Genomic DNA, 16,363 nt, shown 5'->3' with positions numbered 1-16,363 from the left:
CATAAACCATATGGTGATGGACAAGAATTATACATTTTCCCGAAAAGCGCAAATTGCACTGCTTGCAGCAGGAGGATTCGGAATTCTATTGTTGCTGCTTGGGTATTTAATAGAAGCCCCCAACGGTCAGCGATTTTGGACAAATATTTTAATTAACAACCTGTTTTTCCTGTTCATTGCTTTGTTTGGAGGTGTTTTTCAGGCATTGCACAAAATAGCTTATTCCGGATGGCATACCGCATTGCAGCGTATTCCCGAGGCCTTCGCATCATTTCTGCCGGTATCAGCAATTTTAATGTTCCTTTTGTACTTCGGCATGCATGATATCTATCATTGGTCCCACGAGGGATTACACGATCCGGTATTGGAGGGGAAAGCTGCCTATTTAAATATTCCGTTCTTTTTCATCCGAATGGCGGTTTATTTTGGTGTTTGGATATGGCTGACGCGCTTGCTGCGAAAGAATTCCTTGCAGCAGGATTTATCAACAGATATCAAATACTATAAAAAGGGAAAGTTACTGGGCGCATTATTTATGGTTTTCTTTGCCGTATCAAGTTCTACCATGAGCTGGGATTGGTTAATGTCTATTGATGCACATTGGTACAGTACCCTTTACGGATGGTTTATTTTTATTGGTCTTTTTGAGATTGGCATTGCTGCCATTATCCTTTTTATCAGTTTTCTGAAATGGAATGGCCATTTGGAATTTATCAACAAAGAACACATTCACGACATGGGAAAATACCTGTTTGCATTTAGTATATTTTGGATGTATTTGTGGTTCTCTCAGTATCTGTTAATCTGGTACAGTCACATTCCTGAAGAAACGGCCTATTTTGCACCCAGACTACACGATCATACCATTCTGTTTTTCACCATTTTGGTTCTTAATTTTGTAATTCCATTTCTGGGATTAATGACCCGGAATTCGAAACGAAATTTAAAGTGGTTATCGATTATGGCGGTGATAGTCTTGATTGGGCAATGGTTGAATATTTATTTACTGGTAATTCCCGGAACAATTGGTAAAACCGCTCAAATTGGTTTAACGGAAATTGGATTTGTGTGCTTGTATCTGGGAGGCTTCTTGTTTGTCGTCTTAAGCTCTTTGTCCAAAGCGCCGCTGTTAAGTAAAAATGATCCTTTACTCGAAGAAAGCTTTCATTACGAAACCTGATTCATGACCCCAAAAAGAAATTGTTATGCAAAAATTCGTATCCTGTTGTAGTGCTTTATTGGTAGTTGTGGTTTTGTTGTCATCCTGCGATAAAGACCGGAACCATCCGGGTTATTCCTATTTCCCGGATATGGTACAATCGCGTGCTTTTGAACCTTATTCCGAGAATCCAAATTTTGAAGACGGTTCGAGTTTGCGTTTGCCGGCAGAGGGAACTATTCCCAGAGAAATGATTCCTTACCATTTTGAAAAAACGCCGGAAGAAAGAATTTGGGCGGGCGAAAATATCTTTAATCCCAACGAAATGACCGCTGATGATGTGCAGAGAGGAAAGAAACTTTTTGGGATTTACTGCATCCATTGTCATGGTGAAAATGGAGATGGACAAGGATATCTGTTTACGAGCGGCAAATATCCATTTCAGCCCAGAAGTTTGATTACTGATGTGATGAAAACAACTCCCCGTGGCGAGATTTTCCATGTAATAACCGTTGGTTTTGGGGTTATGGGCGCTCATGGTGCTCAAATTAAGCAAGCCGACAGATGGAAAATTATTGAGTACATAAAAGTGGATCTGCAAGGACAAAAGTAGGGTGTGCCCCTTATGAATTATTGTGAAATTATTTTCTGAATAAACCCGCTTGCTTTGTGCAGCGCTTGCGAATTGTCCGGTTCTGCGAGAAGTTAGGGGTGAATTGAAAATCGACGAAGTCAAATTCCCCTAACTTACTCGACTGGCACCTGCTTTTAATACACCTTTTCAATTTTCAGTTCATCCAATATCATATCTTGCAGTGTCTTTAATTCCTTATTGTAATTCACATTTTCTTCTTCACTTTTCTTTAGCTCTGACAAAACTTTAAATTCGAATTTGTCTTCTCCAAATTGGCTCCAATCGTTTTGCAAATCTTTGTTTCTATGGTTTCCAAATTTAAGTTCCATTTTATGGCGGTTCCATTTTGATTCCATATCAACACTATTGTCTATGAATGATTTTTCATTCACTGTGCATTTCACTTGAAAAACACCCATAGGAAATTCCATCTGTTTGTATTCGCTCTTAAGTTCTTTCTTTGTCTTCATTTATATAAATCTTAATTGTGTCATAACTGTTCTTCTATCGAAAACCTGAGTGTGTCCCTCCGCTACCGCACGATTGCATCGTGTGGCTCCAACAACATTACTACAATCACTCTTTCCAGAATCCCTTATCCACTCAAAATACATTCTGGTTTATGTTGGGCTAAACGCTAACCTTCATAAACCACACGATGCAAATCGTGCGGTAGCGAGGATTGAAAAAAAATATCAATACCATTTTTCATAGTTAGTTGATGTAGCCCAAATTTTTCCGCCTTTAGATGTATTACAAGTTTCACACAGTAATTGTAAGTTTGAAACATCATTCAATCCATTTGCAGATAAAGGAATTATGTGGTCAATGTGATACTTGTTTGAAATATTAAATAATCCAGTTAAGTCTTTATTACAAGCAGTACATTTTCCTCTATCCCGATAAAAAACTGCTCGTTCAGCCCATTTTGGAATTCTAGTTCTTTTTAATGTTTCATTTTTTTTTAGGTATATAGACTCCTCGTTAAAATCTTCTATATGCTCAACATTAAACATTTCTGCCATTTCTAGATTAAATGCTTGTAAGAATTTTCTATTTAGAAATAACACATAAAAAGCCTCTTCTACCATTTGATATTTAAGCATAGAAAAAGCGTCACTCATCTCTATGTCAAAGAAATACTCACTCAATAAATCTTCTGGATGATTATGGGTGTCATTAGCTGATACTAGCCAATCACTGAATGTCTCATGTTCTATTTTATGGTAGTTTAATGCTTCATTTATCCAGAATTCTTTAGTCTTTAATTGTTCTATGGATAATTCACCTAAACCTTTGTTAGCTTCATAAATAAGTCTGTCAATACAAAAATCTATATACTGATGGAGAACACTATACTTTTGGAAAGGCTTTAGGAAGTATGCAAATTTACCGTCTCCCCAAAAATCATTCAATGTAGTCACATATGGAAAGGTATCCTCGATGACCGAATCACAAATATTCGTAAAGTAATAAGTTCGAAAATAATCCATTTTAAAAGTGCTCATATTCTTTTACTATTATCATTTATAAAACCATACTAAAGTAATAAATCGAAACAAAGATTCAAGCTGTCAAAGCTGCCAACTTGCAGGCCTGCGGATAATTGCCAAAAAAAGGCTTTTTTATCTGGGGCGAGAATCAAAAAGGGAACTGCTTTTTCCTATTTGCTTTGTGTTGTTTCAGCATCTTGCGGTATTATTTATTTTATGTGGCTAAAGCCTGTTTATTACTTTTATAATATCAGTTGCTTAAAAGCAACAGCAATAGATGTTTTGCATTTGTTTGATTTCACTTCTTCAATCATTTGTATTTTCAATTATCAGTTGCCTGAAACTCTGTCAGGTCTATCGACTCTGACAGGTTATTTTAAGTAAATGAAATCCTGACAGAGTCCGAAGGTCCTGTCAGAGTTGAATTTGAAAAAAGCAAAGCAAAGCAATAGATGCTGAACTTTTCTCTTTTAATCAGCAAAAGCTTTGTATTTTTTTATCTATTGCAGTTTGGCTTTAGCCAACTGAAATTAAATTATTCCAAGGATGATGTTTTTTGTATTTATTGAGTTTTCAAAATTTCATTTTTTGCTTTCACTAAATAGTCATGGGGTGAAAACTCAAGTTTTCGTACTTTCACTAAATAGTTATAGAGTGAAAACTCAAGTTTTTAAGCTTTGTACTGAGTACATTGAGTGAAAACTCAAGTTTTTAAGCTTTGTACTGAGTACAGTGAGTCAAAACCCAGGTTTTTAAGCTTTGTACTGAGTACATTGAGTCAAAACCCAGGTTTTTAAGCTTTGTACTGAGTACATTGTGTCAAAACTGAGGTTTTCAGGCTTTGCTACAATTAGCATGGGGCAAAAACTCAATTTTTCATGCTTTCCCTAAATGGGTAAAAGAAAAAACACCTTTGTTACCAAAGATGTTTTTGTAATACAGATTCGCAACATCTTATTTTACTTCTCTACATTGTAACCAATGGCTTCAATTTGCTGGGCTATTTCTTCATGGGTAACTTTATCTTTTTCCACCTTAATGGTAACCTTATTGTTTGTATGGGAAGCTTCCACTTCAACAACACCATCAATTTGTTTCAAACCATTTTTAATTGTGTTTTCGCAGCCCGTGCAGGTCATCCCGGTTACGGTTAGTTCCATTGTTTCATAGTCAACAACTTGTGTTGTTTCTGTTTTTGTACTCTCTGCTTTTTTAGTATTCGACTGACAAGCGGCCAGGAAAGCAATTGCAAATACTACGATTAGAATTTTTCTCATTTTAACAGGGTTTAGTTGAATTGTAAATATAAAAAGGATTGATGTAAATGTCTAGTTTATAGGTTGCGATAACAATAATGGGGCTGTAGTTTTGCATAGCTGTGTTTTTAGTTTCTGATTGCACCCCTCTCCCTGTCGGGTTTCTCCTCAAAAGGCTACTCTTTATTTACATCTTGTTGAGTAAAAAAAAATAATTTCAAGATTTAACACCCTTTTCCCGACGTGTCGGGATCGGCACTTCCCCTCAAGATGGGAAGGTCTCGGTTGTGAAGTTTTCTCCCATTTTAAGGGGAGATGTCCGAAGGACAGAGGGGTGCTTTATGTTTACAATAAAACTTTTGAGCAAGAAATGTAATATTTGAGTGTTAAGAGTAGTTCTAAAAGTAAAGTTTATCGATGCTGATTAGGATCATGATGATCAGGAAATATAGATTCAGGCGCAAAAATAATTTTCGAACCGTTATTCTGTCGTAGTTTTTTAAAAGGATAAAACTGTTTGGAATAATCCATAAGGATAGGGCGAGTAACGACCAAATCAGAATTTTCGATGAGAGAACATCAAAGATGGGAAGCAGCAAAGCGACCATTATTGTTGCCAGCATCCATATTAATGTGATGTTGTGAATTTGTTTTACGCTAAACACATCAGTCAGTACTTTAAAGCCTCCTTTTTTATAATCTTCGCCATAGAGCAGCAATAAGAGCCAAAAGTGCGGAATCTGACCAATAAAGAAGAAAAACGACAGGGCTAAAATTGGCCAGTCCAAAAAATTACCGCCTGCTGCTGCGTAACCAATCATTGGAGGAAATGCACCGCTTAACGCTCCGGGAACAACGGCAAATGCCGAAATTTGTTTTAATGGAGTATATACCAGATTGTACCAAAAGATGGAGAAAATGGCCAGCCATAAACTTTCGGTAGTTCCTCCTAATGCTAGTAAACCGCAACCCGAAAGTAAAAAGAAAACACTCCATTTTACTGCTTCCGAAATGCTGATTTTTCCTGAGGGGATTGGCCGGAATTTGGTGCGGTTCATTAATGCATCTTTTTTGTGTTCCTGAATGTGATTTAAGGCAGATGCACCGGCCACAATCAAAAAAATACCCAACACCACATAAGCCATATCCAATGAAAATTCCGGCGCATACAATAAATATCCCGTGAAACAGGAAATGGCTATTGGAACAGCAATTTTAATTTTTCCTAATTCAAAAAGGGTAGATATTTTAGAGGATATGTTCATGTGCTGGCTTTTGTTAATCACTTAGAGTCTTCATAAATTCAATTATTTCGCCGATATCATCTTCTGTTAATTCATTTTTATAGGACAGCATCAAGCCTTTATTAAAACCCTTTACAACATCATCGTTAGGATTGTAAACGGAGTTGTGTACATAGGCACTGTCCACCAGTTGCTCACGCGTTTGCCCATTGCTGATCACGGTTTCTGTTTTGCCAAATAAACCTTTCCAGCTGGGGCCAACCAACTTCGATCCATCGAGCGAGTGACAGGCCAAACAACCATTCTTCTTTACAATGATTAAGCCCAAAGCCCCTGGTTTATCAGAAATAAGAGGAGCGGTTGCAGTTGTGTCAATATACCAGCTGTCGAATTTATCCTGTGGCATTACAATCACAGATGTTTGCATAGAGGAATGTCTCAAGCCGCAATATTCTGTGCAAAACAAATCGTATTCGCCTTCGCGGCCGGGTATGAACCACATCATTTGTTTTTTTCCGGGAACAACATCCTGCTTTAGTCTAAACGAAGGAATGTATAAACTATGTATTACATCCAGAGCCTTCAAATCCAATTTTACAGCACGATTTAAAGGAACATACAGAGTATCTGTTCTTTTGCCGTTTTCGTATTCGAATTGCCAGTTCCACATTCTGCCAACGCTTTTAACTACAAAAGCATCGTCAGGAACTTCCTTCATTGGTTTGTAGCCCATCCAGCCGTAGTAGAACATCACCATCACCAATATTGTTGGGATCACGGTCCATATTATTTCAAGACTTACACTTCCGTGGATTTGAGTAGCGACCGGATTTTTTTCTTTGCGGTATCGAAATACAAAGTAAATCATGGTAGCTGTGATGGCGATGAGGAAAAAGAAAATGATTCCCAATATCACTTCGAAAGAAGTATCTACACCTTTCACAAAATTAGAAGCATCGGGTATTGCTTTAGAAGTCATAAGCTATCGGTATAAGTAGTCTAAGAATGTAATAAAAATAACACAGCCCAGCAGTAAAAATACGCTGGCTGCCATTATGGCATAGAACTTTTTATCGAATTTAAGATGCATGAAAATCAGTAATACCAATAAGGATTTACAACCAGCCAGCAGTAAAGCTGCTGAAACTGTGTACGGACCTAAATTAAGACTGGTTATGGCAACTGATGTAAACGTCATGAAAAGCAAAGCAATCAAAACAAATACATAGGTTTTGTATTTTACAATGTGGGTGTGTTGTTCTTTTTCCATAGCAGTACAATTAAGTGATTAGGTAGAATAAGGGGAAAAGGAAAATCCAGATTAAATCGACCAAATGCCAATACAAACCACTGTTTTCAAGTATTGTGAAATTGTCGTGTTGAACTTCGTCTTTAACAACCAGTCTCATAACGTAGGCAATAAAAGCTACGCCAATAATAATGTGCAGGGCATGAAGACCGGTCATGGCATAGTACAAACCAAAAAAGAGGATTTCTCCCTGGCTGGCTTCCATCAGTGTTGGGCTGCCGGGATAAATTCCATGTGATATTTTTCCACTCCATTCAAAATATTTATTCACCATAAATGCCACAGCCAGTAAAATGGTAACACCCATTAATATCAACGTAAGTTTTTTATTCTGATATTGTATGGCACTGATAGACATGGCAATTGTCATACTGCTGATAAGTAGAATTACAGTATTTGCTGTGCCAATAAAAGTATCCAGCTCTTCGGCAGCCAAATGAAAAGCCGCCGGGTTTAAGTAACGGTATACCGAATAAACAATAAACAGTCCGCCAAAAAGGATCAATTCAGTAAATATGAAGATCCACATTCCTGTTTTAGCACCTTCATCGTCCCGGTGTTCATCAATGTGTGCGTGATTACTCATAGTCGTATGGTCGTTTCGTTACTACTGGTATTTCCGCAAAATTCTCTAAAGGCGGAGGACTGGCAACTGTCCATTCAAGTGTTTTTCCTTTCCAGGGATCGGCTTCTGCAATTTCTCCTTTTCGGGCCGATCGAACCAGATTGGTGATGATAATGACTAAACCGGAAATCATAAGCATGGCTCCAAATGAGGATACAATATTTGGTCCGTGAAATTCTTCAACATAGTCGTAATACCTGCGGGGCATTCCAATCATTCCTAAATAAAACATGGGAAGGTAAAGAGTGTTAAAACCAGTAAAGAATACTGCCAAACCAATATTCGCCCAGCCTTTGTCGTACATTCTTCCAAACATTTTAGGATACCAATAGTGCAGAGCTCCAAAAAATGCATATCCGGTACCTCCAAAAACAATAAAGTGAAAGTGAGCAACAACAAATGCAGTATCGTGCAAATGAACATTCGCCGATAAAGCACCAAGCACCATTCCGGATAATCCTCCGATCATGAAAACAAAAAGAAAACAAAGTGCCCACAGGAAAGGCGTTTGAATATCGATGGACGCTTTATGAAGGGTAGCCACCCAATTGAATATTTTAATAGCACTGGGTATGGCTACCAAAAATGTAAGAATCGAAAATGTATACAAGGCCGTTCCACTCATTCCGGATGTAAACATGTGATGTCCCCAAACAAAGTAGCCTACAAATGCAATTGCTAAAGTAGATACAACAATTGCTTTGTAACCAAAAATAGTTTTTCGCGCAAATGTTGGAATAATTTCTGAAATGACGCCCATTGCCGGCAATATCATGATGTAAACGGCAGGGTGGGAGTAAATCCAGAATAAATGCTGATATAAGATTGGATCGCCACCCAAAGCAGGATCGAAAAAACCGATTTGCAGGGTACGTTCCAGTACAATCATTAATAATGTAATACCTACAATTGGTGTTGCCAGTACTTGAATCCAGCTTGTTCCGTATATAGCCCATGGGAAAAGAGGCATTTTCATCCAAGCCATACCTGGTGCTCTCATTCTGTGAATAGTTACGATAAAGTTGAGTCCTGTAGCAATAGAGGAAAATCCCAGGATAAACGCTCCGGTAACTGCAGGGAGCATATTTGTTCCTGTTCTAAAACTGTAGGGAGCGTAAAATGTCCAGCCGGTATCCGGAGGTCCATCACCAAAAAACTGAGCCGAAAGAGCAACGGCCGCACCTAAAATATAGATCCACCACGACAAAAGGTTGAGCTTGGGAAATGCCACATCTTTCGCTCCAATCATCAGAGGCAGAAAAAAATTTCCAAACACAGCAGGTAAGCCGGGAACTACAATTAAAAAAATCATGGTTATCCCGTGAAGGGTAAAAAAGCTGTTGTAAGTCTGGGCATCCATAATGGTTTTTCCGGGTGCAATCAGCTCTATTTTCATTAACAGACCCAGAATAGCTGCAACACTAAAAAGCACCAGCATACTGTATAAATACAATAAGCCAATTCGTTTGTGATCTGTTGAGAAAATCCATGCAAATATTCCTTTGTACCGTCCTTGATATTCAAGGTAATTTGGTTCAGGGTTTTGAATTACGGTATCAGACATATGTATTGTGTTAATTTTTTATCTTAATTAGAAGCAAAGATTTCACAAATTCTGACAGATCGTATTTGTATTGATCTGAGGATTTGTGGTTTGTATTATTGTTGTTTCCTTTTTGTTTTCACAAACACCAATAATAGAAAAACAATCAATCCCATTATCAATATAATGGCTCCGGTTATTTTGGTAATATTTAAAACGTAGGCTTGTCCTACCGGATCGTAGGAATAGCAATATTGAAGTATTTTGTTGATAGTTGGTCCTGCCTGGCCTTTAGAAGCTTCCATAATAGCCAGTTTAAACTCAAAAGGCAAAAAGTAGGTGCCATTTAAATAGCGGGTGATTTTTCCATCGGGACTTGTCACAATAACAGTAGCAGCGTGTGTGTATTCGTTGCCAACCTTTTTATATCTAAAGCCCAATGCTTTTGTTGCCTTAGCAATATTCAGGCTGTCGCCGGTATAGAATTTCCAGCCCTCTTGCGTGTTTTTACCTTTAATTAAGGACTTGTAATTGTTTTTCTTTTTAACTGCCAAATCATAAGTTTCTGCAGGATCAAAACTAATTGTGATGACTTGATAATCTTTGGCGATTTCCAAATCACTTTTTTGAATGACATCAGCCAAACCATCCATAAGAGGGCTGCAGATTCCCGGGCAACGGAAATAGACAAATACAATTGCTGTAGGTTTATCAATCTGATCTTTTAAAAAGACCAATTCACCGGCTTCGTTGGTTAATTGTATGTTCTGCGGAACGGTGTCGTTAAGATTTTCTATAACTCCAACTTCCATGTCGTAATACAAATCCTTGACACCTTGGCTAAAGGACAATGAAGTAATCAAGATTAGCAGAAAAGAAACAGTAAGTTTTAATTTCATATGATTATAATTTTAAGTTTTTGTCATATGGAACTCCCAAATTACACTCATTCTCTCGTTGTAAGGCTTTTTGCATGGTCGTTTCATAAATAGTCCTCCATGTTTTAGAGTTAAGGAGATAATTGGGGTAATTATATGGTAATCATTACTCAGGTCTTTATAAATATATAAAAATATTTGATGGGTTCTTATGGTTAATTGGCTTTTTTTGCGGTAGTTAGCTATTTAGAATGTGAAATAATTTTGAAAATGCACTGTGTGTTTACTATTTTTACTGGATCTAAAAAAGAATAATGAATATGAATAAATTGAACGTAATATTTTTGATAATTGTATTTTTTTTAACCTCCTGCGTAGGATCGGATAAGAAACCGGCAAAGAAAGAAGTTGTGAGTGCCGAAATACCAGCATCTGAAATGGAAAATGGTGCTCAATTGTATAGAGCCAAGTGCATGAACTGTCATATGAAAACGGGTAGTGGTATTGAGAAATTTTATCCACCCCTGGCTAATTCCGATTACTTGAAGAAACATACGGAAGATGCCATAAAAATGGTAAAATTCGGAAGTAATAAACCCATTAAAGTAAATGGTATTAAATACAATAGTTTAATGCCAGCATCCGGTTTAACCGATAAGGAATTGGTCGCAGTGTTTAATTATATTCTGAATTCCTGGGGAAACAATTACGGTCAGGTTTCTTTGGAACAGGTTGAGGCAGTGGAAAGATAAATGAGCTTTTGGCTATGGTATTTGAGTTATTGGGAATAGGTAAAGCCATGAGCCAAAAGCACAGATTGTTTAATGTACATTCGATTTTACACGATAATATTCTTTACGAAGGCGTTTTACACTAAGAACCTTAATTTGTTCTTCTCCGGTAGTTTCACTAATTTTTTTAACGGCAACTCTACTTTTTTTCTGATGATCAGGATAATGGCAGGCTTTGTATTTTTTACCGCTGTTGCAGAAACATTTATCGTTACGTTCAATTCTTACATAATAAAAGGTATCGTCATTTTCAGTGTTGAAAAATGTCAACAAATTGTTAAGTATTTTTTTCATAGTGCTGGAATATCTTTAGTAAAAGTTAGGTTCCCCTTAATTTACAAGATATCCTGATTGGAAACAATTAAAATAAGTTATCAGCTGAAGAGTTCGTTTTTAGTGTGTAATTGAATGCTTAAATTATTTTTTGCTTGTAATTATCACAACTCCATTTCGTGACATTGTCCCGTAGATAATATTTTCTTTATCATCTTGGGTTAAAATTTTTATCTCTTTAACTTCTGATAATTCGTACTTGTTAAGTCCTTCCATGTAGCACGGCATCATATCAACAATGAAGAGTGGGAATTTTGTATGACTTGTATGTTCATTAATCCCTAATTTCAATTGCATCCTTTTTTTTACTTCCTGATATAAGGATGATTCTGTAGATCCTTCTGGTAAAAAACGATCAATATGTCCTGAGGATAAACCATATCCTCCAGGAGGAAGGGTTTCAACAAATTCTTGATGGTATTGTTGGGTATTTAAGATTTGATTTTTTAAGATTGCTATTTTTGCAACTTTAAATCTATTGTCACTTTCATTTAAACGAGGACTCCAATAGGTGTAAGTTCGGTAATTTTCAGGAGTTGAAATCTCGATGTTAACGTAACTTCCATCAATTCCCCATTTGTCGTCTTCAGGAATTGTTGTTATATCGTAAGCAAGGAGAGAATCTAGTAATTGCCTAGAAATTTTAGATTCGAATTCTACCTTATTAATAATAGGATCTTGCCATCTTACCCATTGTGTTAGGTAGGCTTTAACACCATTCTGTTGTTTTACTTCAATGGTTGAGTTTCTACTCCAAATTCTAATTCTAAGAGAATCTCTAGTGTTTCTTAAATCCTCTAATCCAAATTTAGTGATGTACTCGGGCATTTTCTCGAAGAAAAACTGATCTCGTTTATTATCAGAAATTTCAATGTTTTTTTGGCTGTATGTACTTAAATAACATAGCAGGAATAGGAAAACAGCAATTGTTTTATTCATCGTTTAATTAGTTGAAGAGAGCTAAAATTATTGTTTTGATAAACAATAATCAAGCCAAAATAATTAAACGATGAATACATTTAATGACAGCAATCTGGTTTTGGTTTGCTTACATCCACTTGTTCGGTTGGAACATGCATAGCTTTTTCGGGTGGACTTAGGAAAGGAATTCCTAAACTCAATCCGCGAAGCACGAACAGAATACCGATAAATACAATGGCATAAGGAATCAACCGGGTAATTTTCTTTCTCAATTCAAGAGTGATTAAATTACCAATTAGTGAAATCGCCAACATCATGGGAAGAGTTCCCAAACCAAAAATGAACATGAAAAGTCCGCCGCCAACAGATGATCCTGTGGCAATTGCTGCAGCAATAGCAACGTAAACCAATCCGCACGGAAGTAGTCCATTTAATAATCCGATCAGAAAAAGAGAACCATAACTGCGTTGAGTGAATAGTTTTCCCAATGAAAGTTTTACTTTTCCCACAAAGGAGAATATCCCTTTTTCAGCGTTAAAGCGATTCTTATAAATAGAAGGAGTAATTACGGATAGAATCATGATAACACCCATGATAACAGAAACCCATTGCTGAAATCCACTCATAACCAAACCTCTTCCCAGCAAACCAAATATGGCTCCCATTATTGCATAGGTAAGGGCACGTCCGATGTTGTAAATCACACCGCCCGAAATTCTTGCCAGCCATGAAGTCGTTTTTAATGGAATTGCCAGTGCAATAGGACCACACATTCCCACACAGTGAAAACTGCCCATAAGTCCAAGTATTAATGCTGATAGATATACCATGTTTTTCTTTTTTATCTAACCACAAAGTGCACAAAGTATTTTCACAAAGGACACTAAGGTTTAAAATATTACTCTTTTAATGCCATATTTAAGTGATTTGACATTGAAGTTAACCAGTAAACCCAGTTTACACTTTGACAGTTTCATGTAGGTTAAAATCTGTACCAGATGCTTATCGTTTAAAGTTTCTATTGCTTTAATCTCAACTATTACTGAATCTTCAACTAATAGATCAAGTCTGTAGCCAGATTCTAATCTAATTTCTTTATAAATTAGAGGTAGTTCTTTTTGTTTCTCAACTTTGAGTCCTTCTTGAGAAAGTTCATAGTAAAGGCATTCTTCATAAGCACTCTCTAATAGTCCTGGGCCGAGTTCGGTATGCACCCTAAATGCACAATCTAATACTTTCTTGTAAACTATTTCTAAGTCTTTCATTTACTTTAAGATCTTATTTTTTTCTTGGTGTTACTTCGTGCAGGACTTCATTACCTTCGTGGTTAAACACTTATTTATTCAAGTAAACAGCCTCTTCTTTATAATATCCTTTGCCACCGTGTTCCCAATCTATTTTGACGGTGTACATGCCTTTTAAAAGTTGGTCTGTATTAAGTTCCTGCAATCCGTTTTCGTCAAGCTCAATTGAAGTTTTAAAATCTGATTCATAATCGGCAGGACGATAAAATATGATTTCGCCTTTTACCTGATCGTGCATATTGGCCGGAAACTGTAATTGTAATTTCCCATTTTCCTGCGAGATAAGGATCGTCTCATTTAATTTTTTGGCATTATTTAATTTATCAATTTGTTGTTGATATTCCACCTCTTTAGGATAGTAATCTTTTGATACTAAATTGATTTTTTGCGTTGTACTAAATGCAACAAAAGTAAGAATCCCGATAACATATATCGAAGCTCCTATTGCTAGTTTTGTCCCCCAACTCATCTTTTTCATTTTGATCCTCTCTACTTTATCCTTGTTACTTTTACTTTAGTTTGGTCCTACAAAAGTTAGTTTAACTTCTTCTATTAATCGTTTATCGGCATACACACCAATGGTAATTGGAATGTTATCGCTTGTAATTTCTTTTTGTGGTAAAATTGCGAAGAATACACCTTCTTTTATTGAACTTGCTTTGGCTTTTAATTCTTCTCCAATTACTTTAATAACACCTTCGTGATTCATAATCTTAAAATGAATAGGAACCTCGGCAACCGTTTTGTTAACAACTTTAAAGCTGTACATATTACTAATACCGCCTTCCTGAGGTTGATACATTAAGCCTGGAGTTCGCAGGATAACGGCTTCCAAATCGCTTCTGGAAGCAAATAAAGCAGCAACAATTCCCAGCAGAATGCACAGAACTATGGTATAAGCAATTTTACGGGCAGGCCATTTTTGTTTTTTGCCTTCGGCGATATTTTTTTCAGAATCGAATCGAATTAAACCTTTTGGTTTTCCTATCCACTCCATTACAGAATTGCATTCATCTATGCATGCAGTACAGTTGATGCATTCCAATTGAGTCCCATCGCGCACATCAATTCCGGTAGGACAAACATCAACACACTGATAACAGTCAATACAATCTCCTTTGCCATCTTTTTTTCGATCTTCGCCAGCCTCCAGCGGAGCTCTTTCTTCGCCTCGTTTGTAATCGTAAGCAACAACTATCGAATTGGAGTCTAATAGTACACCCTGTAGTCTCCCATAAGGGCAAATCATCGAGCATACCTGCTCTCGCAATTTTGTAAAAACAAAGAACATAACGCCCGAGAACAAAACTGCCACAGTAAATCCAACGCTATGTTCGGATATTGGAGCCTTCATTATTTCCAGCAATTGGTCAATTCCAATAATGTAGGATAAAAAGGCGTTTGTAATTAAGAAGCAGATTGCATAAAAAAGAATAATTTTCAAGCTCTTTTTCCAGAATTTAGTGAAATTCATTGGTTGGGAATCCAATTTGCGCTGTTGGCTTGGATTTCCTTCAATTAAGTACTCAATTCTTCTGAAAATAAATTCTAAAAAAACAGTTTGCGGACAGGTCCAACCACACCATATTCGACCATAGCTAACGGTAAATAGTACCACAAATACAAAAAGAGTAATCATGGAATACAGGAAAAGATGAAAATCCTGAGGCCAAAAATGAACACCAAATAAAATGAATTTTCGCTCTAAAATATTCAACATCAAAAATGGCTCACCATTTAACTTCACAAAAGGAATGGCAAATAGCAAAAATAGTAAGGTATAGCTAACAATATTCCGATAGTTATATAATTTCCCTTTTGGTTTTTGTGCGTATACCCATCTGCGTTTTCCTGTCTCATTAAGAGTCGCAAGTTGGTCACGATAACCTGTGTATGGATTTTTAGGAGCCATTGTTGTTTTGTTTATGGATTAGTTACGAGCTTCAAGTCTCAAGCTGAATTACTTGAAACTTGTAACTAACAGCTTGAAGCTTAAATATTATTCAACCAATTCACCCTGAGCGTCTTTTGCATTAGGAGGATTTGTTCCCTGCAGTCCCATTATATAACTGGCAACCTGCAGCATTTGTTCAGGCGCCAATTGATTTTGCCAGGCTAACATCCCCTTCATAGGTTTTCCTACTTTAATGATTTGATAAACATCTTTAAGACTGCCGCCATTCAACCAATACTTATCGGTAAGGTTTGGTCCAATTGCATTACCTTCTCCCAATGATCCATGACAAGCAATGCAGTTTTTGTCGTAGATGGCTTTTCCATTGTCCAAATCTGCCGACGCTGTCATTAAAACAAGAGCATTCTCGTCAAAAGCAGTTTTCGGTTTATTTGCTTCGGCAAGAGCCATTTCCTTATTGTACTCTGCAATTTGTAAATCATCACCAAAAACATGATAACGAAACATGTATACTGCGGCAAAAACAATTGTGATATAAAACAAGTAACGCCACCAAGTTGGCATTGGGTTGTTTAATTCTCTAATCCCATCATAATCATGATCGCTGATCAGATGCTCGTTTTCTTCTAAGAATTTATCTTTTTTCTCCATTTTATCTTGATTTTTGGGCCTGTTTATTCTTTTGCTTCCGATGATGGATTTACACCATCCTCGTCAAGAGCATAACTTTCCATTTCCGTAAAGAATTCTTTGTTGCTTTTTTTGAAAGTCCACCAAAGCATTCCTGCGAAGAACAGGAAGAAAATCAGTAATGAGATGCTTGGGAAAAAACCAACATCAGCAATGCCTTGTAAATAATGACTAACTATTTTCATGTGTTTATAATTTTAAGTTTTTGTCATATAGCCTGTCCCGAACTTGTTTCGGGAGAACTTACCATTATAATCATTTCCCTGTG

The 16,363-nt window shown here is 36.7% G+C and carries 20 protein-coding genes; 3 read left to right on the top strand and 17 right to left on the bottom strand.

Annotated features, from left to right (window positions below; genetic code table 11):
- Positions 1 to 16 precede the first annotated feature (16 nt).
- Positions 17 to 1,180: a hypothetical protein gene (locus ACHZAX_RS17040; protein ID WP_320019940.1), complete on the top strand. Its 1,164-nt coding sequence runs from the start codon at positions 17 to 19 to the stop codon at positions 1,178 to 1,180.
- Positions 1,181 to 1,205: 25 nt separating this feature from the next.
- On the top strand, positions 1,206 to 1,772 hold the full coding sequence (locus ACHZAX_RS17035) for a c-type cytochrome (protein WP_320019939.1): 567 nt from the start codon (positions 1,206 to 1,208) through the stop codon (positions 1,770 to 1,772).
- A gap of 155 nt (positions 1,773 to 1,927) precedes the next feature.
- Here ACHZAX_RS17035 and ACHZAX_RS17030 read toward each other — a convergent pair whose 3' ends face one another.
- From ACHZAX_RS17030 to ACHZAX_RS16990, 9 genes are all read right to left on the bottom strand, one after another.
- Positions 1,928 to 2,263: a GIY-YIG nuclease family protein gene (locus tag ACHZAX_RS17030; RefSeq protein ID WP_320019938.1), complete on the bottom strand. Its 336-nt coding sequence runs from the start codon at positions 2,261 to 2,263 to the stop codon at positions 1,928 to 1,930.
- 225 nt (positions 2,264 to 2,488) lie between these two features.
- Positions 2,489 to 3,301, bottom strand: coding sequence for an HNH endonuclease (locus ACHZAX_RS17025; protein ID WP_320019937.1), 813 nt, complete (start codon positions 3,299 to 3,301; stop codon positions 2,489 to 2,491).
- 944 nt (positions 3,302 to 4,245) lie between these two features.
- A complete protein-coding gene (locus ACHZAX_RS17020) occupies positions 4,246 to 4,563 on the bottom strand; it encodes a cation transporter (RefSeq protein ID WP_320019936.1) in 318 nt (105 codons plus the stop codon).
- 377 nt (positions 4,564 to 4,940) lie between these two features.
- Entirely contained in the window at positions 4,941 to 5,807 is an 867-nt protein-coding gene (locus tag ACHZAX_RS17015; RefSeq protein ID WP_320019935.1) for a protoheme IX farnesyltransferase, read from the bottom strand.
- A gap of 13 nt (positions 5,808 to 5,820) precedes the next feature.
- Complete coding sequence (gene coxB / locus ACHZAX_RS17010; protein WP_320019934.1) at positions 5,821 to 6,765, bottom strand: cytochrome c oxidase subunit II; 945 nt, start codon at positions 6,763 to 6,765, stop codon at positions 5,821 to 5,823.
- Between the two features lie 3 nt (positions 6,766 to 6,768).
- On the bottom strand, positions 6,769 to 7,056 hold the full coding sequence (locus ACHZAX_RS17005) for a cytochrome C oxidase subunit IV family protein (RefSeq protein WP_101308097.1): 288 nt from the start codon (positions 7,054 to 7,056) through the stop codon (positions 6,769 to 6,771).
- A gap of 10 nt (positions 7,057 to 7,066) precedes the next feature.
- The gene (locus tag ACHZAX_RS17000; protein WP_101308098.1) at positions 7,067 to 7,681 is read right to left on the bottom strand and encodes a cytochrome c oxidase subunit 3 family protein; all 615 of its coding nucleotides are present in this window, start codon (positions 7,679 to 7,681) and stop codon (positions 7,067 to 7,069) included.
- Positions 7,674 to 9,284, bottom strand: coding sequence for a cytochrome c oxidase subunit I (locus ACHZAX_RS16995; RefSeq protein WP_320019933.1), 1,611 nt, complete (start codon positions 9,282 to 9,284; stop codon positions 7,674 to 7,676). The genes ACHZAX_RS17000 and ACHZAX_RS16995 overlap by 8 nt, the downstream gene beginning before the upstream one ends.
- 95 nt (positions 9,285 to 9,379) lie before the next feature.
- On the bottom strand, positions 9,380 to 10,162 hold the full coding sequence (locus ACHZAX_RS16990) for an SCO family protein (RefSeq protein WP_101308100.1): 783 nt from the start codon (positions 10,160 to 10,162) through the stop codon (positions 9,380 to 9,382).
- 299 nt (positions 10,163 to 10,461) lie between these two features.
- Here ACHZAX_RS16990 and ACHZAX_RS16985 point away from each other — a divergent pair, with 299 nt between their 5' ends.
- Positions 10,462 to 10,893, top strand: a complete 432-nt coding sequence (locus tag ACHZAX_RS16985; RefSeq protein WP_320019932.1) for a c-type cytochrome — start codon at positions 10,462 to 10,464, stop codon at positions 10,891 to 10,893.
- A gap of 69 nt (positions 10,894 to 10,962) precedes the next feature.
- Here ACHZAX_RS16985 and ACHZAX_RS16980 read toward each other — a convergent pair whose 3' ends face one another.
- The 8 genes from ACHZAX_RS16980 to ACHZAX_RS16945 all read right to left on the bottom strand — a co-directional run bounded on the left by ACHZAX_RS16980 (position 10,963) and on the right by ACHZAX_RS16945 (position 16,280).
- On the bottom strand, positions 10,963 to 11,226 hold the full coding sequence (locus ACHZAX_RS16980) for an SEC-C metal-binding domain-containing protein (protein ID WP_320019931.1): 264 nt from the start codon (positions 11,224 to 11,226) through the stop codon (positions 10,963 to 10,965).
- A gap of 123 nt (positions 11,227 to 11,349) precedes the next feature.
- Positions 11,350 to 12,204, bottom strand: coding sequence for a hypothetical protein (locus tag ACHZAX_RS16975; RefSeq protein WP_320019930.1), 855 nt, complete (start codon positions 12,202 to 12,204; stop codon positions 11,350 to 11,352).
- An 80-nt stretch (positions 12,205 to 12,284) separates the two neighbouring features.
- Positions 12,285 to 13,016 (bottom strand): sulfite exporter TauE/SafE family protein, encoded by a 732-nt coding sequence (locus tag ACHZAX_RS16970; protein ID WP_320019929.1) that lies wholly within the window; start codon positions 13,014 to 13,016, stop codon positions 12,285 to 12,287.
- 60 nt (positions 13,017 to 13,076) lie between these two features.
- A complete protein-coding gene (locus ACHZAX_RS16965; protein ID WP_320019928.1) occupies positions 13,077 to 13,451 on the bottom strand; it encodes a GxxExxY protein in 375 nt (124 codons plus the stop codon).
- A gap of 70 nt (positions 13,452 to 13,521) precedes the next feature.
- The gene (locus tag ACHZAX_RS16960) at positions 13,522 to 13,959 is read right to left on the bottom strand and encodes a FixH family protein (protein WP_180327171.1); all 438 of its coding nucleotides are present in this window, start codon (positions 13,957 to 13,959) and stop codon (positions 13,522 to 13,524) included.
- A 45-nt stretch (positions 13,960 to 14,004) separates the two neighbouring features.
- On the bottom strand, positions 14,005 to 15,402 hold the full coding sequence (ccoG, locus tag ACHZAX_RS16955) for a cytochrome c oxidase accessory protein CcoG (RefSeq protein WP_320019927.1): 1,398 nt from the start codon (positions 15,400 to 15,402) through the stop codon (positions 14,005 to 14,007).
- Positions 15,403 to 15,489: 87 nt separating this feature from the next.
- Complete coding sequence (locus ACHZAX_RS16950; protein WP_320019926.1) at positions 15,490 to 16,056, bottom strand: cbb3-type cytochrome c oxidase N-terminal domain-containing protein; 567 nt, start codon at positions 16,054 to 16,056, stop codon at positions 15,490 to 15,492.
- Between the two features lie 23 nt (positions 16,057 to 16,079).
- A complete protein-coding gene (locus ACHZAX_RS16945; RefSeq protein WP_101308108.1) occupies positions 16,080 to 16,280 on the bottom strand; it encodes a cbb3-type cytochrome oxidase subunit 3 in 201 nt (66 codons plus the stop codon).
- Positions 16,281 to 16,363: the final 83 nt, after the last annotated feature.

Source organism: Labilibaculum manganireducens (genome assembly GCF_963665805.2).
GTDB classification, from domain to species: domain Bacteria; phylum Bacteroidota; class Bacteroidia; order Bacteroidales; family Marinifilaceae; genus Labilibaculum; species Labilibaculum manganireducens.
This window is presented reverse-complemented; position numbering and strand designations above follow the sequence as displayed.